Origin of the sequence: Terriglobus aquaticus, assembly GCF_025685415.1 — a bacterium.
In the GTDB taxonomy this organism is placed as follows: domain Bacteria; phylum Acidobacteriota; class Terriglobia; order Terriglobales; family Acidobacteriaceae; genus Terriglobus; species Terriglobus aquaticus.
This window is the reverse complement of the sequence record NZ_JAGSYB010000001.1, coordinates 1,150,216-1,176,106: the sequence shown is the minus strand read 5'-3', so window position 1 is coordinate 1,176,106 and position 25,891 is coordinate 1,150,216. Positions and strand designations below refer to the sequence as shown.

The window sequence follows — 25,891 nt, the reverse complement described above, 5'->3', positions numbered from 1 at the left end:
TCTTCTGTTTGTCGCAGCGTCGATCAGGCCTGCTGGGTGGGTTTGTTGTGACGCGTGAGAGCGTGCTGGAGGACGGTCTCAAGAGCGGGCTTGACCCGGTCATACTCGGCCTGGGTGATCTTGCCGGTGAGGCGCTCGGATTCAAGCGTGAAGAGTTCATCGCGCAGCACCTGCATCAGCGTGCTTCCCGGTGCGGGTGCCGGGCCAGCCGCTGTGGCGGTTTGCGGGGCGCCTGTGACTGCAGCGGTTTGCGGACGCGAGAGCAGGAAGCCGGCGCCACCGGCCAGCAGGAGAACGAGGCCGCCGACGATCCACCACTTGTACTTGGAGAGCGGATCGGGGCTGCCGATGGGAGCGCCGAGGCCGCCGCCGGGCCGCTTGTCGCTGGTGTTAGCGCCGGGGTCGGCGTTCGGGTCTGCGCCGGTGGCGGGAGTGCCGGTGGGGCCGGCGTTGCCCTGGTCCTGTTGCGAGGCATCGTTCGGCGTGGTGGTGGGGCGGGGCAGTTGGCCGACGCCGCTGACCGTGAAGGCCGTGGTCTTGCCCTGGGGTACGCTGCGCGCGACGTAGGTCTGCGCGTCCATCTCTTCTGCAACGGAGTTGAAGGGCGAGGAGGAACCCCCGTCGAACTTCATCGCTTTGGGCATCATCACGACCAGGTTGTCGGTAGCCATGGTGGCGAGTGGCGCGAGTTGCAGCGAGCCGTTGTAGGGGACCTTGTACGAGATTTGGAAGCGGGTCTGACCGCCGGGACGAATGGGAAAGATGAAGGCGTAGTGGCCTTTTTCGGGCAGCGGGACGGGTGGCGACTGAACGGTCATGCCGCCGGTGCCCTGGGCCGCGGCGCCCTCGACGACTGCGCCGTCGGGCAGGTTGAACTCGAACGCGCGGTCGCTGAACTGGGTGCGTGGCGGCGACGATTCGTTCTTGAGGAAGAAGTTTTCGACGACGCGCAGGCTCTTGCCGTCGGCCTCGGTCTGCAGGCGGATGACGTTCGCGTCGAGCGAGACGCCGGCGACCTTGGGTGCGGCGTTGAAGACGTCGATGTCGAGCGACTGCGTCCCCGGAGGCGCGGGCTTGAAGTAGTTTGCCTTCTCGTGGGTGACGCGGACGAGGTGGATGCCGTCGTCGGGCACGGTGAGCTCGAAGTGGCCGCGCGCGTCGGTGGTGGTGCGCGTGGCTTCCTGCATGCCTTGGGCAAGGCGGATGAGGACGACGTCGTCACCGGCCGCGGGCTTATGCGTGGTCTGGTTGGTGACCGTGCCGGTGATGGAGGCGGCGGCGAAAGCGGTGCCGCTGAGCAGCGCCAAGCTGAGGCCGGCGAGGTACTGACGGAAATGCTGGAGCATACCTGTTCAGCATACGTGGAGAGCGGTGCTGCGGCGTCCATCGCGCGATGGAGTGGCTCTGCAAAGAGCGATCACCGACACGGGCTCAGGCGCGCGAGGGAATGCCCTGGAGAGCGTCGATCTCGCTCAGGATTTCGGCGGCTTCGCGCTCGAGTATCTCGCGTTGAGTGGCGTAGTCCTCGGCGGGGTACTTGCCGGCGCGGAACTCGAAGGTGAGGTCGCGGAGGTTGTTCATGACAACCTCGCGCCTCTCTTGCAGGAAGTCGAGGCGGGTGCGGTCGCGCTGGGTGAAGGGATTCTTTTCCGGCCAGAAGGTGTAGGCGAAGAGGGCGAGGAGCAGGACGGCGGAGGCGAGCAGGCCCATGAGTTAGAACTCCGTCTCGCGGCGAATGCGCTCGCGCATGCTGTCGTGGTCGGTGCCGGGCAGGGTGACGGGAATACCCTCGGGCGTGATGAGATGGCGGCCGCGCCACTTCCGGATGAGCAGGGCGGTACCGCCGATGGCCAGCAGGAAGACCACGAAGGGGACGATCCAAGCGGCGTTGTCGAACCCGCCGCGGATCGGCGCAGCGAGGACGGTAGGGCCGTACTTGGCGGCAAACGCGTTGAGGATGCTGGTGTCGTTGGCGCCAGAGCCGAGCTGGCCGCGCAGTTCGTCGATCATGCCGCTGGAGTTTGGGCAGCCGACGTGGTTGCACTCGAGCAGTATCTGATTGCAGCCGCAGGTGCAGACCATCTTGTGGCCGAGATCGTTGAAGCGGGAGCCGGTGTTGCTGGCGCCCGTGGTGACTAGCGCGGCGAAGAAGATGGTGAGGAGCAGGAGAAGGCGGCGCGAGGGCTGGCGCATCAGTCGCGGCATCAGTCGGCTCCTACGGTCTGCAGTTCGGGCTGCAAAGGCAGTGGAGCCGTGCTGCGGCTGAGGGCAGGCTTGAGTCCCGGGGCGAGGCTGAGGAAGGTGCCTGCGATGACGATGCCGACGCCAATCCAGATCCAAGAGACGAGCGGGTTCAGGAAGACCTTGATGATGGGGCGGCCGGTCTCCGGGTTGCGGCCTTCGAAGACGACGTACAGGTCGCGCAGCGGCGTGGAGTGAATGGCGACGATGGTACTGGTGGTCTGGCTGGCGTTGTAGAAGCGCTTCTCGGGCGCCATCTGCGTGATCTTTTTCGGGCCGTCGTAGACGTCAAGCAGGGCGAAGTCGGTGTCGTAGTTCGGGTTGGAATCCTGCGTGTAGCTCTGGCAGACGAGCTTGTAGCTGCCGATCTGGAGCGAATCGCCGAAGCCCATCTCGAGTTCGCGGGACTGGTTGAACGCGGCGCCCGCGAGGCCGACGAACAGGGCAACGATGCCGAAGTGGACGAGATAGCCGCCGTAGCGCCGGTTGTTGCGGCGGGTCAGCGTCCACGCAGAGGAGGCGAAGTTGCGGCCGGTCTGGGTGCGGACGACGCCCACGCCGCGCAGGAACTCGGTGAGGATAGCGACCGTGACGCCGGCACCAATGGAGAAGCAGACCAGGGCGTAGATGGAACCCTGCTGATCGGCGTCCGCCATGCGCCACGGGCGGATGCCGCAGGCGACGAGGATGAGGGCGCTGCCCAAGGTCGCGATGCACGGCAACACGAAATTGCGGCGAATGGAGCGGATCGAGGTGGCTCGCCAGGCTAGCAGCGGGCCCACGCCGGTGAGCATGAGCAGGAAGAGGCCGATGGGGACGGCGACCTTGTTGAAGAAGGGAGCGCCCATGGTGACTTTGGAGCCCTGCACAAACTCACTGAGGACGGGGAAAAGCGTGCCGAAGAGGACGGTGAAGCAGGCGACGAGCAGGACGAGGTTGTTGAAGAGGAAGGAGCTTTCGCGAGAGACGATCGACTCGAGCTTGTGCTCCGTTACAAGGTGCGAACGCTGCCGGAAGAAGGTGAAGAGGCAGACCGCGGCGGTGATGCACAGGAACCAGGTGAACCACTGGCTGATGGAGCTTTGCGCGAAGGCGTGCACGCTGGAGACGAGGCCGCCGCGGGTGAGGTCGGTGCCGAGCACGGTGAGCAGGAACGTGGTGAAGATGAGCCACACGTTCCACTGCTTCATCATGCCGCGCTTCTCCTGCATCATGACCGAGTGCAGGAAGGCCGTGGCGGTGAGCCAGGGCAGGAACGAGGCGTTCTCGACGGGGTCCCAACCCCAGTAGCCGCCCCAACCCAGAACAGCGTAGGCCCAGTGCATGCCGAGCGAGATGCCGCAGGTGAGAAGCAGCCAGGTGACGAGCGTCCAGCGACGAGTGATGCGGATCCACTTTTCACCGGGGTAGCGCATCATGAGTGCGCCCAGGGCGAAGGCGAACGGCACGGAGAAGCCGACGTAGCCCAGGTACAGCATGGGCGGATGGATGACCATCTCCGGGTACTGCAGCAGCGGATTCAGGCCGTTGCCGTCGGCCGGGATCGCACCCTGGGTCAACGCGAAGGGCGGAGCGGGGATGACGAGCAGAAGAAGGAAGAAAACCTGGACGGCGGAGAGGATGGTCGATGCGTAGGCGTACAGGCGGACGTCTTCGCGGTGGCGCAACCGCAGGATGAAGCCGTAGCCGGTGAGCAACCACGACCACAGCAGCAGTGAACCTTCCTGGCCGCTCCACAAGGCGCTGAACTTGTAGGCGGGGTGGAGTGCCCGATTGGTGTGGTGCAGGATGTACGAGACCGAGAAGTCGTTGGTGAACGCTGCCCAGACCAGGGCGAATGCGGCGCCCGAAACTGCGATGAAGGTGGCGATACCGGCGCGTCGGGCGGTTTCGCCAAGACGCTCGGGCGAGACTCGGCCGGCAACGCCGTGCGCTACCTGATAGAGCGAGAGGGAGCCGGCAAAGAGCGTGTAGGCGGAGAGCACCAGAGCCAGCAGCAGCGCAAAGCTTCCGAACTCGGGCATGGGATGCATATGTTCATGATTGTCGCAGGCGAAATGGCCGCGCAGCAACGTACGAAGCCGCTATTCGCGCCTAGAAATACGCCGCGCAACCTCAGATGGAGACGGACCTCCGCCGGAGGGCGGAGATGGCGTGGATGTCCTCGGGAGAGAGCGCACCGCAGCTCTTTGCTCGCTGACTCTTTAGGACTGGACTCCGTGGAGCATGCGGTCGACCGAGGCGAGCAGATAGTCCGGTAGCAGAGGCTTGAGGCGGAAGGTGACATTCAAGTCACGGTACTCGTCCTGGGCTTCCTCCATGCCGCTGATGACCAGCACCGGAAGATCGGCGTGCGCTTTCCGTAGTTCCCGTACAAAGTCGGCACCGGTCATGCCGGGCATGACGTGGTCGGTGATGACCAGATCGATCGGGGAAGGAAAGTCATTGGCCTGGAACTGTTCCAGTGCGCGTTGCGGGTTGAGAACAGGGATGACGAAGTAGCCAGCACGTTTCAGGATGGTCTGTCGGGTAGCGGCCTGGATCGCATTGTCGTCAATCAGCAGAACAGTAGAAGGCATGCGTGAGTCAACACCGTTGTTTTTTCTTGGAATTGAGGGTGTGATGCAGCAAAGCTGGATTTCGCCGCTTGGCGGGCAACCATGTTGGCGCGAGAGGTGCCGTCCTGTGCCAATATGCCGCCGAAGTGGCAGTCTCTGTTTGTGTCCGGATGAGAGAATCGGGCTATGAAGCGCCGTGTCATCGAGCATTATGAGCTGATCCGCAAGCTGGGTGCGGGTGGCAGCGGTGTGGTGTACCTGTCGAACGACACGATGCTGCAGCGACCCGTGGTGCTGAAGCTGCTGACGCGCGGCAATTTGACGCCGGAGCAGATGCGCGCCACGTTTCTGCGGGAGGCGCGGCTGGCCTCGGCCATCGAGCACCCGAATGTTTGCGCCATCTATGACGTGGGCGAGGTGGACGACGAAGCGTTCATCGTGATGCAGTACGTCCCGGGCAAGCCTCTGGACCGCTTGATCGAAGAGGGGCCGGCAAACGTGGAGCTGGTGCTGTCGGCAGGCATCCAGATTGCGGACGGCCTGGCAGCGGCGCACTCGCTTGGCATCTTTCACCGCGATCTGAAACCGGCCAACGTGATTCTGACCGAGGGCGGCTTGATCAAGATTCTCGATTTCGGCCTGGCGCGCCGCATCAGCTTGGATGATGCGGAGTTCAATCCGTCGAAGCCGCTGAACCGCATGCCCGCGCCGGGAGCGACTTACACCGCGCGCGGCGGCACGATCGCCTACATGGCGCCCGAGCAGTTTGTGACCGGTCAGTCGTCCGTGCAGAGCGACATCTTTGCGCTGGGCGTGGTGCTGTACGAACTGGTGACGGGCCGGCATCCGTTTCATCGGCCGGACTTGCCGGATTTCCAGAGCATTCGCGCGATCCAGTTTGCCGATCCACCATCGTTGCGGGATGCCGTACCAGGTATCCCGGGTGAACTGGAAAGCGTGATCCTGCGATGCTTGGAGAAGCAGCCTTCGGCGCGTTTCGCATCGGCTTCGGATGTGCGCGAGGCGCTGAAGACGATCCTGAAAGCGTCGCAGTTGGACGGCATGCTGATCCCGGGCGACACGCTGGCGAGCATGCCGAACCAGGAGCGGTTGTCACTCGATAGTCCGGAAGAAGAGAAGCGCACAACCGGCCTGTTGAGCATGCTAGCCGAGCGGTTCCGCGAGAGCGGCGGCAATGAAAAGCGCAACACAATCGTGGTGCTGCCGTTTTTCAACCTGGGCCCGGCGGAGGCTGCGCCACTGTACGGCTATGCCCTGGCCGATGCGATCGCGACGCGACTGGCGCGGGTGCAATCGCTGGTGGTGCGACCTTCCAGCGCGCTGATGAGTCTGCCGTACCGGCAGATGGACCCACTGACCATCGGCCGCAAATTGCTGGTGCAGTACGTGGTGTCTGGCAACTTCATGCGTCGGGAGGCCGGGTTCGACCTGAACTGGCAGATGCTGGACGTGCCGGCGGGTGCAGTGCGCGCAGGTGGGTCGATGAACGTGGAGAGCTTCGACCTGGTGGCGGTGCAGCGCGAGATCACGGAAGAGATCTTCAGCACGCTGCAGGGCAGCTACTCGATTCACCCTGTGGAACACACGCCGTCGCGGCCGTTGTCGGATGAGCAGTCGGAAGACTACCTGCAGGCCAGTGCGCTGCTGAGCTCGTTCATGTCGCGCACCGGAGCCCGGGAAGACCTGGACCGCGCACGGCAGATCTTTGAGCAGGTGACGCAGCGGAACAAAGAGTATGCGCCCGCGTGGACCGGGCTGGGCATTACGCATCTGCAGTACACGCGTCATGGACTGGGCGGCCAGATGCACCTGATCGAGGCGCGGCGCGCGTTCGATAAAGCGCTGTCGATCGACCCGGGATCGGTGGATGCGAACCTGTATCGCGTGTACATGCTGCTGTCGCGTGGTGAGAAGGAGAGCGCTCGCCACGGGATTGAGCACCTGTTGCAGACGGCCGGCAACGACTGGAACGTGCACCAGGTGGCGGGTCAAACGCTGCGGCTGGACGGCCTGTATGACGAGGCGCTGGAGCAGTTCAACATTGCGCTTCGGCTGAACCCGTCTAACGCTGCCGTGGTCTACAACCACCGGGCGCGGGTGTACCAGTACCAGAACCAGTTGGAGCTGGCGGCGGACGAAATTGAGAAGGGCCTGACGCTGGAGCCGAAGCAGCCTTTGCTGCGCATCAGCGAGGGCTACCAATACATGCGCATGGGTGAACTGGAGCGTGCCGTTCAGGTGCTGGAGGCGGTGACGCGTGAGGACGACTCCTTGCGCATCGTGTTCCCCACGATCGCCATGTGCTACACGCAGTTGGGACAGCGCGAGAAGGCGGCGAGCTACATTGTCGATGAGACGCTGGCGGCGGCCGAGGCGGACAGTGAGATGGCGTACCGGCTGGCGACTTACTTCGCGGTAGAAGGCGATGAGAGCGAGGCTCTGCACTGGCTGCGCCGCGCCATTTACCTCGGTAATGAAAACTACCCGTGGTTCAGCCGCAATCCGCTGTGGAATCGGCTGAAGGGCAATGGGGATTTCGAGCGGATTCTGGAAGACCTGAAAAAGAACTGGCGCAGGAACACCAAAACGTGGAAACGCCTGCTCGGCGAGTTGCGCTAGCGAGCAGGCGGGCAGTAGCCGGTGTTCGTGAGTGAGCTAACTGGTGGGAACGAAGGCTTGCGGTTCCGCCTCGACGGGCGCAGTGGGCTTTGCCGCCGGAGTCCCGGCGGGCGCAAGGGGCTGCACGGAGTATTCGGGCTCGCGCACAAGCGGCTGAATCGGCAGAGGCGTGTCGAGCGCTAACACCAGCAGGGTGTCGGGCGGCAGTTGTGTCTGGCGATCCGCCTTGAGCCACATGACGGTGCCCACGCCTGCGCCGATGCCGGCGCCGACCAGAGCGCCAGGAACGCCGGCGATGAGGCCGCCTGCGGCCGCGGTGCTGCCGGCTGCCAGGGAGAACTCGGCGAGCGTCTGCGTTGCGTGATCCTTGCGCACGATGTTGCCTTCGCTGTCGATGCGCGTGTCGGCGAACTTGTCCGTGTCGATGACGGAGGCGCGGATGGGCATGCGCGAGCCGTCAGGCAGGACGATGGTCTGCGCCTGGAGATGGATGAGCGCGGGTCCATGTAGACGGCGGCCACCGCGGATGTCTGTCACGCGGCCTTCGAGTACGGCACCAGCGGGAACTACGACGCGGCCTTCGTGCATGAGGGGCTCTGTGATCTGGGCGCGGAAGGGTGAACCGGGCTGGGTGGTTGCCGTCTGGATTTCGGTTTCAAGCCGGGCGCGCAGCATGGTGCCGGCGGCTACGGCGTTTGGATTCACGACTACGTCATCACCAACCACCTTGCCGTCCGGGTCAAATCGGGCGAGGTCGCGGCGCTGCAGGCTCACGGAAGGCGATTCGTCCACGGGTGCGGCTGGTGTGTAGGCCGGCCGGGCAGGTACCGGTGCCGCTGCAGAAGGAACGACGAGCACGGGAGCGTCGACGACGCGAACTGGAGCGCTCGTGACGGGCGCGGAATCCTCCACTGCGGAGTCTGGCGGATGGGACACACCGGTTTGCTGAGCGAGCAGGGGGGTGGCTGCAAGCAAGACTGCGGCGAGGGGGAGCTTGGACAAGGCGGAGCCTCCGGCGGCGAGTACGCCAGCGTTTCGTCAGGTTAGACCCGCAGTGGCAGTTTTGGACGCGGTAGTAGGCGGCAGCACCACAGGCGTAAACAGGGTCGAGCCGACATTTGCGGAAAGCTGTAGAGGCAATTGGCGGGATAGCTGCCTGCTAAAATCACGCTACGCCACATGCCGGTCGGCACTGGCCCGACCCGTAACATGGCTGACTTGGTGCAATCCATTCTTGGAGCTGGCGGCGGCGAGATCGCCGTGGATCGCCGGCCCAAATTGAACGACCGCCTGCTGCACCGCGTGATCTACGGGGACAGCCGGGCAGAGGGAAAAAACGTCCGCATGACTGAAATTGTCTCCATCAAAGCTCGCGAAATTCTGGACAGCCGTGGGAACCCCACCGTGGAAGCGGATGTGGTGCTGAACGGGGGCGCGATCGGCAGAGCCGCCGTGCCCAGCGGTGCGTCGACAGGCGAGCACGAAGCCGTTGAGCTGCGCGATGGCGACAAGGAGTACTACCTGGGCAAAGGTGTACTGCAGGCCGTGGAGAACGTAGAGAGCGTGCTGGAGCCGGAACTGATTGGCATGGACGCTGCCAATCAGCGGCTGATCGACGCGACGATGCTGTCGCTGGATGGAACGTCGAACAAAGGTCGGCTCGGCGCGAATGCAATTCTTGCGGTGAGCATGGCGGTGGCTCGCGCTTCAGCGAATGCGCTGAAGCTGCCGTTGTACCGGTACCTGGGCGGCGTGAATGCGTGCCTGCTGCCGACGCCGATGATGAACATTCTGAACGGCGGCGCGCACGCCGACAACAACGTGGACTTTCAGGAGTTCATGATCATGCCGGTCGGCGCGGAAAGCTTCTCAGAGGCGCTGCGCTGGGGTGCGGAGACGTTTCACACGCTGAAGAGCGTGTTGAAGAAGAAGGGCTACAACACTGCCGTGGGAGACGAAGGTGGATTCGCGCCCTCGCTGAAGTCGAACGTCGAAGCCATCGACGTGATTTTGGAAGCGATTCAGGCTGCGGGCTTTACGCCCGGTGAGCAGATTTCGCTGGCGCTGGATCCTGCATCGAGTGAGTTCTTTAGCGCGGAGACGGGCAAGTACGTCTTCAAGAAGTCAGACAAGTCGGAGCGGACGCCGGCCGAGATGGCTGCATACTGGGCCGACTGGGTTCGGCAGTACCCGATTCTTAGCATTGAGGACGGTCTGGCTGAGAACGACTGGGACGGCTGGAAGATTCTGACGGACGAGATCGGCGACAAGTGTCAGTTGGTCGGAGATGACCTGTTTGTGACCAACTCGGCTCGGCTGCGTGAGGGCATTGAGAAGGGTGTCGGCAACGCGATCCTGATCAAGGTGAACCAGATTGGCACCGTGAGCGAGACGCTGGAGGCAATTGAGCTGGGTCGCCGCTATGGGTATGCCTCGATCATCTCGCATCGGTCGGGTGAGACCGAGGACACGTTCATTGCGGATCTTGCGGTAGGGACGGGAGCGGGCCAGATCAAAACGGGATCGCTGTCGCGGACGGACCGCATTGCGAAGTACAACCAGTTGCTGCGCATTGAGGAAGAGCTGGGCCAGACCGCGGAGTTTGTGGGCATCGAATCAGTGAACTGCGGCGAGTAGCGTGAGCAGGAGCGGGCTGGGGGTCATGTCACAATCGACGTGGCCCTTTCGCCATTTTGGAGTGGAATCATGCCGCGTCGTAAACCTCTTGTGCTCACCATTCTGGACGGTTGGGGCGTGCGTTCTGAAACTCACGGCAACGCGATTGCGATGGCGCGCAAGCCGACGTATGACATGCTGCTGCGCGAGTATCCCAACACGCTGGTTCGCGCGAGTGAGCACTTTGTGGGCCTGCCGGATGGGCAAATGGGCAACAGCGAGGTTGGCCACCTGAACCTGGGTGCCGGCCGCGTGGTCCGCATGGACATCACGCGCATCGATGCGCTGATCGATTCAGGCGAGTTCTTCAGCTTGCCGCTGCTGGTGAATGCAGTGCAGGCCGCGATGGAGCGTGGGCGGGCGATCCACCTGCTGGGTTTGGTCTCGGATGGTGGGGTGCACTCGCACCAGCGGCACCTGTATGCGTTGCTGCGGCTGTGCGCGCAGCAGGGCGCGAAGCGCGTGTTTGTGCACGCATTCCTAGACGGCCGCGACACTCTGCCGACCAGTGGGGCGGGATACCTGGAGCAGTTGCACCAGCAGATGCGCGAAATCGGCGTCGGTGCGATTGCAACCTGTTCGGGCCGCTACTACGCGATGGATCGTGACCTGAAGTGGGACCGCGAAGCGAAGGTGTTCGACGCGATGGTGAAAGGCGTTGCCGAGGGCGGCGCCTTCGCCGATCCGGTGGCGCGTGTGCGCGAGAACTACAGCGGCGGAACGACGGATGAGTTCATTGTGCCGTTTGTGTGTACCGGGGCTGACGGCCGCGCGGTTGCGACGGTGCAGGAGGACGATCTCTGCATCTGCTTCAACTACCGTAGCGATCGCGTGCGGCAGATTACGCGGGTGCTGGCGCGGAATGTGGAAGGTGGCCTGACTGCGGGCGATGCTCGCGATCTGCCGAAGGCGGAAGAACTGGATTTAGAGATTCCGCGGAATAGCGTGCCGCAGGGGCTGCGCTATATCTCGATGACGCAGTACGATCCGAAGTTCCGCGTGCCGATGGTGATCGAGCCGGAGAGCATGGATAACTTGCTGGCCAACGTGCTTGCGGTTCATGAGTTGCGCAACCTGCGTGTGGCGGAGACGGAGAAATACGCGCACGTGACGTACTTCTTCAACGGTGGCATCGAGAAGCCGTTTGCCGGCGAGGAGCGCGAGGTGGTGCCGTCGCAAAAGGTGGCGACCTACGATCTGGCTCCGGAGATGAGTGCGCGCGGCATCTGCGACACGGTACTGAAGGCGATCGAGGACACAGCCTTTGATGTGGTGGTGGTGAACTTCGCCAATGCGGACATGGTCGGTCACTCGGGCAAGATGGAGCCTACCGTCAAAGCCGTGGAAACCGTGGACGCCTGCCTGGGCGAGATCTACTCCGCGCTGCGCCGCAATGGTGGATCGTGGCTGATCACCGCCGATCACGGCAATGCGGAGATGCTGATCGACCCAGTCACAGGTGGCCCGCACACGGCGCACACGACCAATCCTGTGCCGCTGATCGCGGTGACGGAGCAGGGGAGAGGATTTCGTCTGCGCGAGGGTGGATCGTTGCGGGATCTTTCGCCAACGATGCTGGCGATGCTTGGACTGGATCTGCCCAAGGAGATGACTGGCGGCGATCTGCGGGTCTTTCCAGCAGCGAATCTTTGATTTGCGCTGACGAAGTTAACGCGAACTGCCCTGAGATGCCCCGCCGAGTGCAGCATTAGACGGGTCATGCCAGCAAGCTTCATCTTGGCCCCAGCACTTTGCGTAGACGGCTGCGGCGTGACGTGTCTCTGCAGTCGCGGAAGAGTCTTGGGCCAACTCCGCCAATCGCGCACGTTGCTTCATGAGGTGTTCGGGCGTGAGGGTAACGCGACCAAGGAACTGTATTAGGAAGTCGGACATCGCACCTTTCTCGAAGACGCGATTGATCGCGTCGTTAGCGACGGGTTCCGGTGCCCCCGCGAGACCAACGTTATGCAGACATTCCTTTAGCGTTGCGCCCGTTTGATCGTCCCGATTTAGGAAGCTGAGAAGGGCAGGTTCGATTGCCACTTGGTTAGGGTTGCCATTGAGCAGCAGATAGAAAGCCATAACACCGGGTGCAGAAGACTGCAGAGCCTGGGAGCCACGCAGCACGGAAAGTAGAAATGGCTGCAATTCTCTCCGTCCGGCAGGTGTGGACATTAGAGTTCTCAGACTGAATGTGGTCACATAGCTGACGCGATCGTCAGGATCCAGCAGGTGCGACGCGATTCGAGACATCTGCTCTGGTGTGAGCGCAATCTCGTCCGGCCTCAAACCATTCGGGCCGGATGAGGGAGCAAAGGTGAAGGCGCGCAGTGAGAAGTAGATGTGTGTGAGCGATGAAAGGCGAACGGTGGGTCGAGGGTCGGCTGCCCATCTGAGAAGCTGAGGAAGAGCAGCCCGCTTTTCCGCAACAGATGCCTGCTCCATCCGTTGCTCGAAAGCCTGGGAGCACTTGCTGTTCTCGGATCCCGGAAGGAAGTCGGGAAGGCGGTTGATCGCGTCTGCGAGTGGCTCAACCGCGCACTGCTGGGATCTAACCGCACCCGCAGGGAATGTGCAAAGCAAGAAGCTGATGGAGATGCGAACAGCCCAGCCGGCGTGTTTTTCATGGGAGGGGCTGGGCTTCTTCACACGGTTAAAGCTACTTCGTCGACCGCACGATGTCGAGAAAGAGCTGATGCACGCGGGGGTCTTCGGAGAGTTCCGGGTGGAAGGTGGCGGCGAGGAGGTGGCCCTGGCGGACGAGGGTCGGGGAGCCGTTGCGCTCGGCGAGCGTGGTCACTTCGGGGCCGGTTTCTGCGATGCGTGGAGCGCGGATGTACACCATCTCAAGCGGGCCGCCGGGAATGCTGGTTTCGGTCTCGAGAATGTGCGATTCGTTCTGGCGGCCGTAAGCGTTGCGTTCGACCGTGATGTCCATGGCGGCAAGCGAGCGCTGCTCCGGGTTGCGGACGCCCGTGGCGAGCAGGATGGCGCCGGCGCAGGTGCCGAAGGTCGGGGTGTCGCGCGCGAAGGTCTTGAGGGCGTCGAAGAAGCCACCGCGTTCCAGATGCTTCAGAAAGGTGGTGGACTCACCGCCGGGGATGATGAGGCCGTCGAGGCCGGCGAGTTGCTCTGGAGTGCGGACCAGGACGGTTTCCGCTCCGAGCGAACGAAGGCGCGATGCATGCGCTTCAAACGCGCCTTGCAGGGCAAGCACACCGATGCGTGGTGTGTGCGACAGGTGAGCATCGTCCGACATGGTTTGATTCTACTGTCCTGAACACAAGACAAAGGCCGCGCTTGAAACGCGGCCTCTGCTGGTTCTGAGCGCGCGAAGTTACCAGCCGCGGGTCTGCATGCGCTGGGACTCTTCGATGCCCGCCGCGGCGAGACCCTTCATGCTGCCGAGAACGGCTTCCGAAGCTTCGGCGACGATCTTGGGGTCGTTGTGATGCAAGGTGGCGAGAACGATAGCCTTCGCGCGGGACACGGCTTCGGCGTGCTCGTCGGGATTGCGCGGCGTGCCCACTTCCTTCTGAGTGCACAGACCGATCTCGGCCTCTTCCCTGGTCCAGGAGGAGACGTCGAGCGGATCAGCGCCGTCCTTCATGAAGATGCCGGAACCGACGAAGACGGTCTCTGCGCCGAGCTGCATCATGAGGGCAGCGTCGGCCGGTGTCGCAATGCCGCCGGCGGAGAAATTGGGCACCGGCAGCTTGCCGGCTTTCGCGACCATGCGGACGAGTTCGTAGGGAGCCTGCAGGTTCTTGGCGGCGTGGTAGAGCTCTTCGTCGCCGAGGACGGTGAGCGCCTTCATTTCGCGCGTGATCTGGCGCATGTGCTGCACGGCGTGAACGACGTCCCCGGTGCCAGGTTCGCCCTTGGTGCGGATCATCGCTGCGCCCTCGGCGATGCGGCGAAGGGCTTCGCCCAGGTCCTTCGCACCGCAGACGAACGGTGTGGTGAAGGCGTGCTTGTCGATGTGGAACTTCTCGTCGGCAGGGGTGAGCACTTCGGACTCGTCGATGAAGTCGACGCCGAGTTCCTGCAGCACTTGTGCCTCGGCGAAGTGGCCGATGCGGGCTTTGGCCATGACCGGGATGGAGACCGCGCCGATGATTTCCTTGATGAGCTTGGGGTTGGCCATGCGGGCCACGCCGCCCTGGGCGCGGATCATGGCGGGCACGCGCTCGAGCGCCATGACGGAGACTGCGCCGGCTTCTTCGGCGATGCGCGCCTGCTCGACGGACATCACGTCCATAATGACGCCGCCCTTGAGCATTTCCGCGAGCCCGGTTTTGAGACGGAGCGATTGCGGCGCGTAACGGCCGTTCTGGTTGGCGCTGTTGCTGGTGTCGGGGCTTTGATCTGCCATGGCAAGCACTCCTTGATCGGTCGGTGGCTGTGCGGAGGCCTTCAGTTTATCGCGGATTTCAGTGTCCGCTTACGCTTCGGCGGAGACAGAGGACAGAAACGGCGTGACCACGCCGACAATCGCGCGGCCGTGCTCTTCCACCCATTTCGCGGATAGGCCATCGATACCGCGGAGGGCTTCCGGCGAACGTGGCTCGGCGGCGACAATGCCGCGGATGGTCTGGTCGAGGAGCAGAACAAATGGGGCGACACCGAGGCGCTTTGCCTCGTGCATACGCCAGACTTTCAGGGCACGATCCATGGCCAGTGCAGGGGAGGCGCTTTCAGGCGGCTGGGATGCTGGGACCACTGCTGGCTTCTTCGGCACGAGTCTGGGACCGGCGGGCTCGTTCGTGAGTGGGAGAGGGCGGCTGGCGGCGGTGACGGCATTGCGTGCCTGTTTGGATCTGCCCGGCGCCGGCTTGGCAGCTGGTTTGACGCTCTTCGCGTCTTCCCGCAAGCGATGCGGACGGGGAGTCTTGCTCTCTGCAGCAGGGGTGTGCTCCGTGCCAGCGGATCGGAGGACTTCGAGGATGTCGGCTCCCCATTTGTCGACCTTGGCGCGACCTAGGCCGCTGATCTGCAGCAGGTCGGCTTCGGTTGCGGGCTCCTCGACTGCGATGGCGCGCAGGACCCGGTCACCGAAGACGCAGAATGCTGGCTGCTTCAGCTCGGTTGCGACCTCGCGGCGCCAAGCGCGCAGAGCGGCGTCGGTGCGCTTCTGTGCCTCGGTGAGCGGTTCCATTTCGCTGGGCGCGGAGGCCTTGCGTGCTGACTTTTTCGGCTTGGTTGACTCACCAACGGCGGCCCGCAGTTGAACGCCGACGATTGGCTCGCCTGCGACAACGGCGTGCCCTTCGTGCGTAAGCATTGCCTTGCGATAAGCGATCTCGCGGCCGCTGCCGTCGGACGGTGTGAAGCTGGCGGATTCGATGGTGAGATAGCCGGCGCGGGCCAGGGCGTCGGTCAGCGCGTCGAAGTCGCGACGTTCCATCCGCGATCGCGGGTCCACCGCTTCGTACAGCTTGCCGGTGGAGCGGCCCTGCCCGTATCGCTCCAGCTCACTGAGGATGCGATGCGACAGGCGCTCTTCGTCGTCGGTCAGGTCGCGAAAGGCCCCCGCAGTGGCGCGCTCGGGCGAGCAGAAGTCGCACAGGCCGCAGGTGCGGGCGCTGTCGTTGCGGTCGCCGAAGTGACGGATGAGCGCGGCCATGCGGCACTCCGCCGCAGAGGCGAAGCGCATCATGCTGTCGATCTGCGCGCGGCGAAAGCTGACCTGCGATTCATAGCGGGGCAGCCACTCGGACTGCGCCATGCCGGTGCGCCATACGTTGTTGCCAAAGTCGATCTCGGCCGCGCCCTGGGCCAGCAGCTTGTCGAGCGCGGGCGCGAAGGCGTCCATGTCGAGCCGAAGGGACAGGCGAAGATCGTCTGCGTGGATCGGTTCGGACTTGAGTGCGGCGGCGACGCGGTGCAGCGTGTTCGGCGGCGGGTAGTCGCGGTCCAGAAAGAACTCGTGCGTGCGACGGTCGGCGTAGGAGTACATGAGCACGGCGCGCGACGGTTTGCCGTCGCGACCAGCACGGCCGATCTCCTGGTAGTAGCTTTCCACGCTGGCGGGCATGGCCATGTGGAGGACGGTGCGCACGTCGGCCTTGTCGATGCCCATGCCGAAGGCGATGGTTGCGACGATGACCTCAGTCTGGCCGGAAAGAAAGTTGGCCTGCACGGATTCGCGGACGGAGGGCGGCAACCCGGCGTGATAGGCCGCGACCAGGAAGTGGTCCTGCAGATACGCGGTCACCTCTTCGGCTTCTTTGCGCGATGGAGCGTACACGATGGCGGGCCGGGCGGCGCTGTCTCGCAGGAGCTTGAGTGCCATCTCGCGGCGCTGCGGTTTGGAAAATTCGAGGACTTCGACGGCCAGGTTCGTGCGGCGAAACCCCGTGATGAACTCCGCCGCGCCTTCCAGTTGCAGTTGCGCCACGATGTCGCGCTGCACCTGTGGCGTGGCCGTTGCGGTGAGAGCAAGGATCGGGGCGGGGCGGAAGGCCTGCAGGTGCCGGGCAAGGTTGCGGTAGTCGGGGCGGAAGTCGTGGCCCCATTGCGAGATGCAATGAGCCTCGTCGACCGCGACGAGTGAGAGCGTGCGCTTGCGAAGCATGTCGGCAAAGCCGGGGACCCGCAGCCGCTCGGGCGCGATGAAGAGGAACTGCAGGTGGCCGTCAAGATAGTCGCAGCAAACCTGACGGCTTGCTTCACGATCCATGCCGGAGTGGATGCGGCCGACGCGCAGGCCAAGCGACTGGAGCTTGTTCGCCTGGTCGTCCATGAGAGCGATGAGCGGCGAAATGACCAACGCGGTGCCGCAACGCGCGAGGGCTGGAAGTTGGTAGCACAGGGATTTGCCGGCGCCGGTCGGCATGACGAGCAGGACGTCTTTGCCTGCGGCGGCCGCCTCGCAGACGGCCTGCTGGTTGGCGCGGAAGCCGGAGAAGCCAAAGGTCGAACGCAGAAGGGAGGACAAATCCACGTTGGCTTTGGCGATCATCTTCGCTCTATCTTCGCAGTCGCACCGATGCCGGTGCAAGCGGGCACGGTGGGGACATGGCGTCCGATTCACGCCAGCATGAACTCGCTTCGAGGCTGCTGCCGGAACACGAGCGAAGAAGAGTTCAGCCTATCGTCTGTGGTGGGAACGATAGACGTATTTGCCGATGAGCCATCCTGAGACGGAGCCGAGCAACGCGTCGGTAGGGAAGTGGTTTTGCCCGAGGACGCGGGTGAGGCTGGCACCGGTGGCCAGCGTGTAGATGCCTACCTGCTGCCATGGTTTGGAGTATTCACTGGCGAGTACCGCGGCGGAAGACCAGGCCACGATGCTGTGTCCGGAGACGAACGATGGGTCGGAGGCGGCGTCGCCCTGAAAGAAGTGGCCGCGAGCGTTCTGGAGGTTCGGGCGTTCGCGCAGCGTGATGTATTTGATCGCCTCGCTGGTGGCGTAGGCATTCACCATGGCTTCGCCAGCAAGCAGGCCCGCCTCGCGAGGCTTTGCCTGGTGGGTCAACTCACCGGCGCCGAAGAGGACAACCGGAACACCGATGAATGCACCTCGAAGTACATCGGAACTCGTGGTTGCAGCGGAGTTGAAGTCCGGGTTTCGGCTAACCACGTTTCGCATGGTGTAGGAGTCGGTGGCAAGGCTTGCTGCGGTTGCACCAGCGACGGGGAGGAGCCACACGAGATCTCGCGACCGCAGGCGAGCCGGTGAGGTGACGATCTTTACCTCGTCGAGGACTATGCGCTTCGGGGTGCCTTTGAGAGAGAGGTCGTCGATGTTTTGTGGATCATGTGAACGTGACGCAGAGGGAGCGGCCTGGGCTGAGGGCGCGTCCGGGAGAGTCGATTGCGCGTATGCAGGAGAGGTGGCTGCGAACGCCAACACAGAAATCGTGGCCAAGGTGCGCCGCGCGAGATTCGATTGCTTAGTCATGCTTGAGTCCTTGCGTCGCCGGGGGAGCGGCAGCCGGCGATTGATCCTTGGTGAGGGTTTCCTGCACTGTTGCCGGCAGCGGTTTGTCGGCGTCCTTGAGCAGGAGCGTTACCTGCCACATCTGAGTCGGGGAGAGCACGTTCTGATACGAGGGCATGCCGGAGAGGCGGATACCGTTCTTTACCTTCCAGAATGTCTCGCCGGGCTCGTCGTCACTTACGCCGACGACCCCGTTTGCGTGCTTTTTCCAGAGCTGAGGAGTTCTGGGAAACATTCCGGAGGCAAAGGCAACATCATGTCCTGGAGTTCCGTGGCAACTGGCACATTGCTGCACGTAGATCTGAGCTCCGGCCTGGTAAGTCTGCGCATCGGCCTGGAACGGTACCGATTGCATCTCTCGCGCGATTCGCGCCTCGAGTGGCACATGGACGATTTGCGCTTCCATGGGGAACGACGGATCGGCCGTGGCGACGGGTAGACGGCCGAAGCGGATGTAGGCGAAAAAGCCGAGCACGAGGACGACGATTGTGACTACTACCCCGAGGAGGAAGGAAGCGAGCCTGCGGGGCTGGTTGTCGGCAGAAGACATTGAAGAGCTCCTTGATTTACCAGGCGTCGTATGGCCTGGCGTTTGATCGGACTTGTCCGGTGAGAACGGTTATGCGTGAGACTCCGCTTCTGCAATGGCGTTCTTGCTGAACAAGGGGTAAAGCAGGGGCAGAACGTAGAGGGTCAGGGCAGTGGCCGTAATGAGGCCGCCGATGACAACGGTGGCAAGCGGGCGTTCGATCTCGGCGCCTCGTGACGTCGAGATCGCCATGGGCACAAAGCCAAGACTTGCGACAAGCGCGGTGATGAGGACGGGGCGAAGCCGATCGGATGCACCGCTGTGGACCGCTTCTTCCATCTCCTTACCGTCTTTGCGCAGGGAGTTGATGTGACTCACCATAACTACGCCGTTGAGAACGGCGATGCCGAAGAGTGCAATGAAGCCCACGCACGCGGAGAGATTGAGATTGATCCCGCGAAGCCAAAGCGCTGCGACGCCTCCTACAAGCGCGAGCGGAACGATGCAGAGGATAAGGAGCATCTGCTTCGCATTCTGAAACGTGGCGTATAGCAGGGCGGAGATGATGAGGAGCGACACAGGGAAGACGATGAGGAGGCGCTGCTGCGCTCGCTGCTGATTTTCATACTGACCGCCCCACTCCAAGCGATAGCCGGGAGGCAGTGGCAGCTTTGCGGCGACCGCGGATTTGCAGTCCTTGACGAAGCTGCCAAGGTCTCGGCCGCTGACATTGCTCATGACCACAGCCCGGCGATGCGCCTGCTCGCGGTTGATCAGGATCGGGCCACCGACGGTCTTCACTTCAGCCACCTGATCGAGCCGGACGAGTTCACCCTGAGGAGTCTTGATCTGGAGTGAGCGCAGACGCTCCGGATCGTTGCGGATGTCTGCCGGGAGACGAATGGCGATCGGAAAACGCTCCTCGCCCAGCAACATTTCGGAGAGCTGTTTGGAGCCGTAGAGGGTCTCGATCACTTCCTGAATGTCGGAGACATTTACGCCGTAACGCGCGGCCTCCTGGCGGTCGATGCGCACCTGGAGCTCCTGAGCGCCGGAGATGATCTCCATCTGCGTTTCCGAAGCGCCCTGAACACCCGAGATGATCTTTTCCGCGCTGTGTGCCATCTGCTCCAGCGTGTCGAGGTCTTCGCCGAAGATCTTGAGCGCCACATCGCCGCGGGTGCCGGTGATCGTCTCGTCCATGCGCATCTGCATGGGCTGCGTGATCTCGTAGGTGACTCCAGGGATCTTGTCCAGGGAGTGCTGAAGATCGTCGGTAAACCGCTGCTTTTCTTTTGCGCTCGCGTTCTGCAGCTGCGGTGTGAAGTTGAGGTACGAGTCCGATTCGTACTCGCCCATGGCTTCCGTGGCCAGGTCCGGCCGACCCAGCTTGGTCACGATGCTGGTGACGCCGGGCTGGGCCTTGATGGTCTTCTCGATCTGGTCTCCGATGGTTACGGATTCGGAGAGAGCGATGCCGGGGAGGCGTTTGGACGTGACGACCATGGAACCCTCATCGAGGGTCGGCATGAACTCCGTCCCGATGAACTTGAGCGAGCCGAGCGCCAGGATAATCAACACGACAGACACGATAAGAATCGGCTTTCGATGTCCTTCACTCCGGGTGAGAGAGCGACCGTATGCAGCGCGCAACCGATCGAACCAGCCTGGCCTGGAACTTGCTTTGTGCTGTTCGGCCTCCGCGAGTTTGCGAGCGCGATGTCGAAGAGCGATCGTGCACAACGTGGGAACTACGAACAGTGCAAGCAGAAGGGAACCGGCCAGGGCCGAGACCACGGTGACTGCCATGGGGCGGAACATGCGGCCTTCCAGGCTCTGCAAGGTGAGGACTGGCAGGTAGACGGCGATGATGATGAGAACGCCGAAGATTACCGGCCGAGCCACTTCCTGCGCCGCTTCCCGAACGACATAGATCAACGGCTTGCCCGCGCCGCCATTCTCCAGCCGGTGCATACAGTTTTCGGTCATCACGACCGAGCCGTCGACGATGGTGCCGAAGTCGATCGCGCCAAGGCTCATGAGGTTGACCGAAATCCCGAACAGGTCCATGCCGAGGAATCCGAAGAGCAAGGAGAGGGGAATGGTGAACGCGACCACCAGAGCGGCTCGCCAGTCGCCTAGGAAGATGAGAAGAATGACAATGACCAGAACGGCGGCCTCAATCAGGTTGCGCCGCACTGTAGCGGTGGTCGCATCGATGACGTCGGACTGGTCGTAGAACGGGATGATCTTCGCACCGTTCGGCAGTTTCAAGCTGGCGATCTTAGCTTTGATCTCCTTGATGATCTTCTGGCCGTTCTCGCCACGCAGGATGATGACCATGCCGGAGACCGTCTCGCCCTGACCGTTGCGCATGACCGCGCCGTGTCTGGGAAGAGGCTCGGTCTGAATCGAGGCGACCTGCTTGAGCAGCACGGGTACGCCGTTCGTGGTCGAGACCACGATGTTGCCCAGGTCGTCGATGCTCTGAGCGCGCCCCAGACCGCGCACAGTGTACTGTTGCTCGGCGTGCTCGATGTAGCTGCCGCCAAAGTTGGCGTTGTTGTTGGTAACCGCCGTGACTACATCGTGCAGTGTGAGATTGAAGCGGCGCAGGTTCTCAGGGTCTACCTCGGCCGTGTATTGCTTTGTTTCTCCGCCCCAGGAGTTGATCTCACTCACACCCGGGATCGTTAGCAGGGCGTAGCGGATGACCCAGTCATGCAGAGTCTTGATCTGCATCAGCGACATGTTCGGAGCAGCAACGGTGTATTGGTACACCTCTCCGAACGCAGTGGACATGGGATTCATCTGCGGCTGCAGGCCTGCCGGGATGCGGCTCTGCACCTGGTTGATGCGCTCGGCGACGAGTTGCCGAACGAGGTACTTGTCCATGGAGTCGTCGAAGATGACTGTCACCATGGAGAGGTCGAGCTTGGAGGTGGAGCGAACCATCTGAAGCTTGGGCATGCCCATCATCGAGGTCTCGATGGGATACGTAACAAGCTGCTCGACCTCGACCGGCGACATGCCCGGGCACTGAACCGTGACGACGACTTGGTTGTTAGTGAGGTCCGGGAAGGCCTCCAGCGGCAGGTGCAGCATGACGGTGATGCCACCGATGATGAGGACGAGCAGCAGCGCGGCGACGAGCCAGCGATTGGACAGGAAGAAGTCGACAAGCCTGCGCATGCTAGCCGTCTCCCATGGTGCCCTTGAGCATCTCGGACTTCACCATGAAGGCGCCGTTGACCACAATGCGGTCTCCTGGCTTCAGGCCTTCCAGGATCTCCGCTTTGCCCATGGAACGCGTGCCCACGTTGACGGTACGGGCCTGGAACGTCGTGCCGTCGTTTGTGACGAAGACGACAGGCATGCCATTGATGTTTTGCAGCGCGTCCTGGGGAACAAAGACGGCGTCGCGCGTTTGCGGTTCCGCAATGTGCGCAGAGACGAACATGCCCGGCTTGAGGCGGGTGCCAGGGTTGGGAACGACGATGCGAACGGGGATCGTCCGTGTGTCGGGCGAAAGTGTGTCGCCGACCAATCCAACGCGACCATGGAACACCTGATCGGGGAAGCCGGCGGTCACGACATCCGTTGCGGCACCGGCATGCATCATGCCAATGTCCGGCTGGTTCACCGCGGCCGTCACCCAGACCGTGCTCAGGTTTGTTATGTCGAAGGCGACAAAGCCGGTGTCAACGACTTGGCCGACGCTGATGTTGCGCGCGATCACGACGCCATCCATGGGCGAGCGGATGGGGATGAGTTCACGGTCGTACAGATTGTTTGGGTTGAGTGACTCTGGCGAGACCTGGAGCAACTCCGACAGGTGTTCCCGCTCCATGTGTACGTTTGCCTGCGCGTCAACCAGCATCTGCTGCGCCTCCTGCAACTGCTGGTCGGCACGTTGCGATTCCTCCAGGGAGGCCGCCTGGATGGAGTAGAGATGGTGATAGCGATCCTGCGCCTGCTTCGCGAATGCGACGGCGCCGCGCTGCCGGTTTTCTGCCGCGTAGGCCTGAACCAGGGATCCCACCGTTTCGTGAACCATGTGGCTGTGAAGAGTTCCAAGAACCTGACCGCGCCGAACCACCGCGCCCGGAAGAACAGTGACGGAGGTGATACGGCCATCTGCGATAGTGCCGAGGTGGGACGTATGCTGCTCGTCCATGACTACCTGGCCCGCCACGGCGAGGGTGCGCGGCATGCGCTGAACGAGGACGGAGGCGATCTGAATGCCGGCACGCTGCTGGTCCTGCGCCGGAATCTTGACGATGTCGTTCGCCTGCGCGCCGCCTTTGGCGCTCTTGTCTGGCTGGTCCTGGGACGTGGCGGCGCTCTGTGATGCGTCTCCAGACGAACCGCCTGGCTTATCGCCCGCCTGCTTCTTGGAGCAGCCGTGGAGACAGCAGGTGAGTAGAAGAAAACCGAGAACTCGTTTCGATGGCGTCATGGTTGCATCCCATAGGCAAGTTGCAGCCGAAGCCCAGCCTGCTGATACTCCGCAAGTGTGCGCAAAGCGCTTACTTCCACGTCGAATGCCGTGCGCTCTGCGTCGAGAAATCGCAGCAGATCGACTCCACCGGAGCGGTAGGCGTCGTCCATGATGGCCAGGTTCTGCGCTGCGCGCGCGCGCATGTCGGGAAGGATGTCACGGACGATCTCCTGTTGTTGCTGGAACGCTTGCTGTGCGGCAGTGATGTCGGCCTGAGCGGAAAGTTCCAACTGCCTGAGGCGGTCCTGGGCGAGATGCACGGACGCCTGTGCGCGGGCAATCTCACCTTGGTTCCGGTTTCGAAAAGGGAGCGGCAGCTGCAGGCTGCTGTAGAGCGTGTTGTCCGCTGCATTGCGCTTGTAGCCGGCGAGTAGATCGAGGTCGGGAACCCCCACGGCTCGCTGCAGCCGAACATCGGCTTCCGCGGCTTGCACAGCCTCTCGGGCGGCGACCAGGTCTGCGCGCGTGGCCAGGACGGTTGCCAGTGTCTGGGTTTGTGCCGGGAGGCTGGAGTCCAGCTTGTCTGACAAGCGGACGGCGTCGTCGGGCGCTTGTCCCACCTGGCGAAACAGTTCAATCCGGCTTTGGACCACTTCACGTTTGGCCGTAGCAAGCGCCAACCGCAGCCTGTCGCGTTCGATCTGTACGCGGATCAGGTCGACACCTCGCCCTGCTCCAGAGTTCACCCGCTCCTGGTTGTAGCGGGCGATCTCGTCGACGGCGGAAAGGTCTCTCTCCAGCAATTGCTCGATGCCGGCGTTCGCGACAGCGGACCAATACGCTGCCGCGACGCGGCCTGCAATCTGCTGGTTGGCCAGCGTGCGGTTGGCTTCAGCCTGCCGTTCGTTGGCGCGCGCGAAGTCGACGCGGCGGCTGCGTTTGCCGCCCAACTCAAAGAGCTGCCCGACGTAGCCGTAGTCCTCCGTCGAGTTAGGGAAGTCGAAGTTGCTCGCCCACGGACGCAGATCCTCGGACTGGAGATAGAGTCTGGGGTTCGGCGCCAGACCGGCCTGTATCACCGCTCCACGCGTGAGGTCTACCTGATCCTGGCTGATGTGTGCCTGAGGGCTCGCCTGTGAGCGGACGATCGCATCGTGGAGACTCAGAGTGGGAGCTGTGGGAGGGCTCTGCGCCTGAGCGGACCATGCCAGCGCCGATGCGAGGACGGCCAGGACCGTCGTCCTCCTCCGTAGAGGAAAGCGCGTGGCAGGAACGGTATTGGTCTGTTCAGTCGAGATGGGCATCTCCGATGGTGCAGGTCCGCAGCGGACCATAGTCGCGTAGTGCATGCACTTTGCCAAAAGGTTGAAACGAGATGTAGCCGTTTTTGCTAGATTGCCCAGCTTGGCCGACGGTAGAAGGCGAGGAGTCGTTCGAAAGTTCGTACGGTTCGATACGATCATTCGAACACCGGCAGGCGCAAGTCTGGGGCAGACGCCGAGTTTGGGCCGGCGAAATTGGCAAGGCGATTGCAGTCTTCACACGGAAAGGGGAGCGGCTTACGAACGACCTGAGTCAGTTTCGATTCCCAAGCGCCCTGTTTCCGAGAACGGCGATCGCAGCTGTGTACGCGGTCGCGCTTCTGGTGTTCGTTCTGGTCGAGCTGGGCTTCTCGTACTTCCATTTCGCGACGCCTCGCACGATGTTCCTGGTTGCGGCAATTGCTGTCTCGCTTCGCTTGGCCGAGCTTGCGCTGTCTCGCAAAGAGTGGACGCGATCTCGCAGCGGGACTCGGATGCTGGTGTGTGCTTCGATCACGCTCGGAGTGGTGGCACCATTCCTGCTTGCGGCCGCGACGCGGCAGTTTCACACGCACTACTTCGGTCTGCTGATCCTGCCTGTGCTGGAAGCGGCGTTGTACTTTTCGCTCACCATCACGCTGATGGCTGCCACCGTGGCTTCGCTGACCGGTTTGCTTTGGGTGAGCTACGCCGCTCACTTTCGACCGCCTTTTCAGTTAGGCGAGCTGTTGGAGACAGCGACACTGGCATTGTTGCTGTATACCGTCGGCACCTTGGTGTGGCTGCTACTAGACCTGCTGCGAAGGCGAGACGTGGAGCTGCGCGCTCGCATGGAAGACCTGGAGACCACCCGCGCCCGGCTGGTCGAGGAAGAGAAGCTGGCAGCGGTCGGCAGACTGGCCAGCGCGGTAGCGCATGAAATCAGAAATCCGGTGGCGATCATCTCGAGCGCGATGGAGGCGGCTGGCTCTGTTGCGCTCTCCGAGGAAGACCGCGACGAGATGTCACGCATTGCGCTGGCGGAAGCGCAGCGTTTGGAGAAACTGACGACCGAGTTTCTCTCCTATGCGCAACCGGATCGCTTTGCCTGCCGCGAGGTGGAAGCTGAGCCATTGATCGGCTACGTGTGTTCGATCGCGAAGGCACAGGCACTCCGGAAGGAGCTTTCTATCCGGCCCGTTGTCACCCATGCCCCGCTGTTGTTCGGCAACCAGGACCGGCTGCAGCAGGCTTTGCTGAATTTAGTACGGAACGCCATAGACGCGACACCGGCCGGAGGAGAAATCGTAGTTCGTTGCGCGAGCGAGGCAGAGATGGTCTGTATTGCGGTCGAGAACGAAGGCGAATGTATCCCGGCGTATGCCGTACCGCAAATCTTCGAGCCCTTCTTTACCGCGAAGAGCGGAGGAACGGGGCTTGGTCTTTCGATCGCGCGCAGAATCGCCGAGGCTCATGAGGGCACTCTTACCCTTGCAAGGAACGAACAGGGCAGGGTGTGCTTCCAACTCAAGTTGCCAGCGTTTGCCGGTCAACTGAAATCATCTGCGGTGGAGGGCTGAG

Annotated in this window: 19 protein-coding genes; 4 read left to right on the top strand and 15 right to left on the bottom strand. The window is 62.7% G+C overall.

Annotation, left to right across the window (positions count from 1 at the left end; translation table 11 throughout):
* Positions 1-23 precede the first annotated feature (23 nt).
* The 5 genes from OHL12_RS04870 to OHL12_RS04850 all read right to left on the bottom strand — a co-directional run bounded on the left by OHL12_RS04870 (position 24) and on the right by OHL12_RS04850 (position 4,820).
* A complete protein-coding gene (locus tag OHL12_RS04870) occupies positions 24-1,346 on the bottom strand; it encodes a carboxypeptidase-like regulatory domain-containing protein (protein WP_263412704.1) in 1,323 nt (440 codons plus the stop codon).
* Between the two features lie 85 nt (positions 1,347-1,431).
* The gene (locus OHL12_RS04865; RefSeq protein WP_263412703.1) at positions 1,432-1,710 is read right to left on the bottom strand and encodes a hypothetical protein; all 279 of its coding nucleotides are present in this window, start codon (positions 1,708-1,710) and stop codon (positions 1,432-1,434) included.
* Between the two features lie 3 nt (positions 1,711-1,713).
* Positions 1,714-2,205, bottom strand: a complete 492-nt coding sequence (locus OHL12_RS04860) for a cytochrome c-type biogenesis protein CcmH (RefSeq protein WP_263412702.1) — start codon at positions 2,203-2,205, stop codon at positions 1,714-1,716.
* The gene (locus OHL12_RS04855; protein WP_263412701.1) at positions 2,205-4,265 is read right to left on the bottom strand and encodes a heme lyase CcmF/NrfE family subunit; all 2,061 of its coding nucleotides are present in this window, start codon (positions 4,263-4,265) and stop codon (positions 2,205-2,207) included. The genes OHL12_RS04860 and OHL12_RS04855 overlap by 1 nt, the downstream gene beginning before the upstream one ends.
* Before the next feature lie 180 nt (positions 4,266-4,445).
* Positions 4,446-4,820, bottom strand: a complete 375-nt coding sequence (locus OHL12_RS04850) for a response regulator (protein ID WP_263412700.1) — start codon at positions 4,818-4,820, stop codon at positions 4,446-4,448.
* 165 nt (positions 4,821-4,985) lie between these two features.
* Between OHL12_RS04850 and OHL12_RS04845 the strand changes: the two genes are divergently transcribed.
* A complete protein-coding gene (locus tag OHL12_RS04845) occupies positions 4,986-7,439 on the top strand; it encodes a serine/threonine-protein kinase (protein ID WP_263412699.1) in 2,454 nt (817 codons plus the stop codon).
* Positions 7,440-7,475: 36 nt separating this feature from the next.
* Here the strand turns inward: OHL12_RS04845 and OHL12_RS04840 are convergent, their stop codons facing one another.
* Complete coding sequence (locus tag OHL12_RS04840) at positions 7,476-8,441, bottom strand: hypothetical protein (protein ID WP_263412698.1); 966 nt, start codon at positions 8,439-8,441, stop codon at positions 7,476-7,478.
* A gap of 219 nt (positions 8,442-8,660) precedes the next feature.
* On the opposite strand from OHL12_RS04840, the gene eno reads away from it, so the two are divergent.
* Complete coding sequence (gene eno / locus OHL12_RS04835) at positions 8,661-10,076, top strand: phosphopyruvate hydratase (RefSeq protein ID WP_451923604.1); 1,416 nt, start codon at positions 8,661-8,663, stop codon at positions 10,074-10,076.
* A gap of 69 nt (positions 10,077-10,145) precedes the next feature.
* Positions 10,146-11,768 carry a 2,3-bisphosphoglycerate-independent phosphoglycerate mutase gene (gene gpmI / locus OHL12_RS04830; RefSeq protein ID WP_263412697.1) on the top strand — a complete coding sequence of 541 codons (1,623 nt, stop codon included), beginning with the start codon at positions 10,146-10,148 and terminating at the stop codon, positions 11,766-11,768.
* A gap of 15 nt (positions 11,769-11,783) precedes the next feature.
* On the opposite strand, the gene OHL12_RS04825 is transcribed toward gpmI, so the two are convergent.
* From OHL12_RS04825 to OHL12_RS04785, 9 genes are all read right to left on the bottom strand, one after another.
* Complete coding sequence (locus OHL12_RS04825; protein ID WP_263412696.1) at positions 11,784-12,560, bottom strand: hypothetical protein; 777 nt, start codon at positions 12,558-12,560, stop codon at positions 11,784-11,786.
* A 214-nt stretch (positions 12,561-12,774) separates the two neighbouring features.
* Positions 12,775-13,374 carry a pyridoxal 5'-phosphate synthase glutaminase subunit PdxT gene (gene pdxT, locus OHL12_RS04820; protein ID WP_263412695.1) on the bottom strand — a complete coding sequence of 200 codons (600 nt, stop codon included), beginning with the start codon at positions 13,372-13,374 and terminating at the stop codon, positions 12,775-12,777.
* Positions 13,375-13,452: 78 nt separating this feature from the next.
* Entirely contained in the window at positions 13,453-14,490 is a 1,038-nt protein-coding gene (gene pdxS, locus OHL12_RS04815) for a pyridoxal 5'-phosphate synthase lyase subunit PdxS (RefSeq protein WP_263412694.1), read from the bottom strand.
* Between the two features lie 69 nt (positions 14,491-14,559).
* Positions 14,560-17,079, bottom strand: coding sequence for a RecQ family ATP-dependent DNA helicase (locus OHL12_RS04810; protein ID WP_263412693.1), 2,520 nt, complete (start codon positions 17,077-17,079; stop codon positions 14,560-14,562).
* Positions 17,080-17,208: 129 nt separating this feature from the next.
* Positions 17,209-18,021, bottom strand: a complete 813-nt coding sequence (locus OHL12_RS04805; protein ID WP_263412692.1) for a phosphatase PAP2 family protein — start codon at positions 18,019-18,021, stop codon at positions 17,209-17,211.
* Positions 18,014-18,610, bottom strand: a complete 597-nt coding sequence (locus OHL12_RS04800; protein WP_263412691.1) for a c-type cytochrome — start codon at positions 18,608-18,610, stop codon at positions 18,014-18,016. Before OHL12_RS04800 ends, OHL12_RS04805 begins: the two co-directional genes overlap by 8 nt.
* A 69-nt stretch (positions 18,611-18,679) precedes the next feature.
* Complete coding sequence (locus tag OHL12_RS04795) at positions 18,680-21,781, bottom strand: efflux RND transporter permease subunit (protein WP_263412690.1); 3,102 nt, start codon at positions 21,779-21,781, stop codon at positions 18,680-18,682.
* Position 21,782: 1 nt separating this feature from the next.
* Positions 21,783-23,048: an efflux RND transporter periplasmic adaptor subunit gene (locus OHL12_RS04790; protein WP_263412689.1), complete on the bottom strand. Its 1,266-nt coding sequence runs from the start codon at positions 23,046-23,048 to the stop codon at positions 21,783-21,785.
* Positions 23,045-24,334 carry a TolC family protein gene (locus tag OHL12_RS04785; RefSeq protein ID WP_263412688.1) on the bottom strand — a complete coding sequence of 430 codons (1,290 nt, stop codon included), beginning with the start codon at positions 24,332-24,334 and terminating at the stop codon, positions 23,045-23,047. The genes OHL12_RS04790 and OHL12_RS04785 overlap by 4 nt, the downstream gene beginning before the upstream one ends.
* 320 nt (positions 24,335-24,654) lie before the next feature.
* Between OHL12_RS04785 and OHL12_RS04780 the strand changes: the two genes are divergently transcribed.
* On the top strand, positions 24,655-25,890 hold the full coding sequence (locus OHL12_RS04780) for a sensor histidine kinase (RefSeq protein ID WP_263412687.1): 1,236 nt from the start codon (positions 24,655-24,657) through the stop codon (positions 25,888-25,890).
* Position 25,891 lies beyond the last annotated feature (1 nt).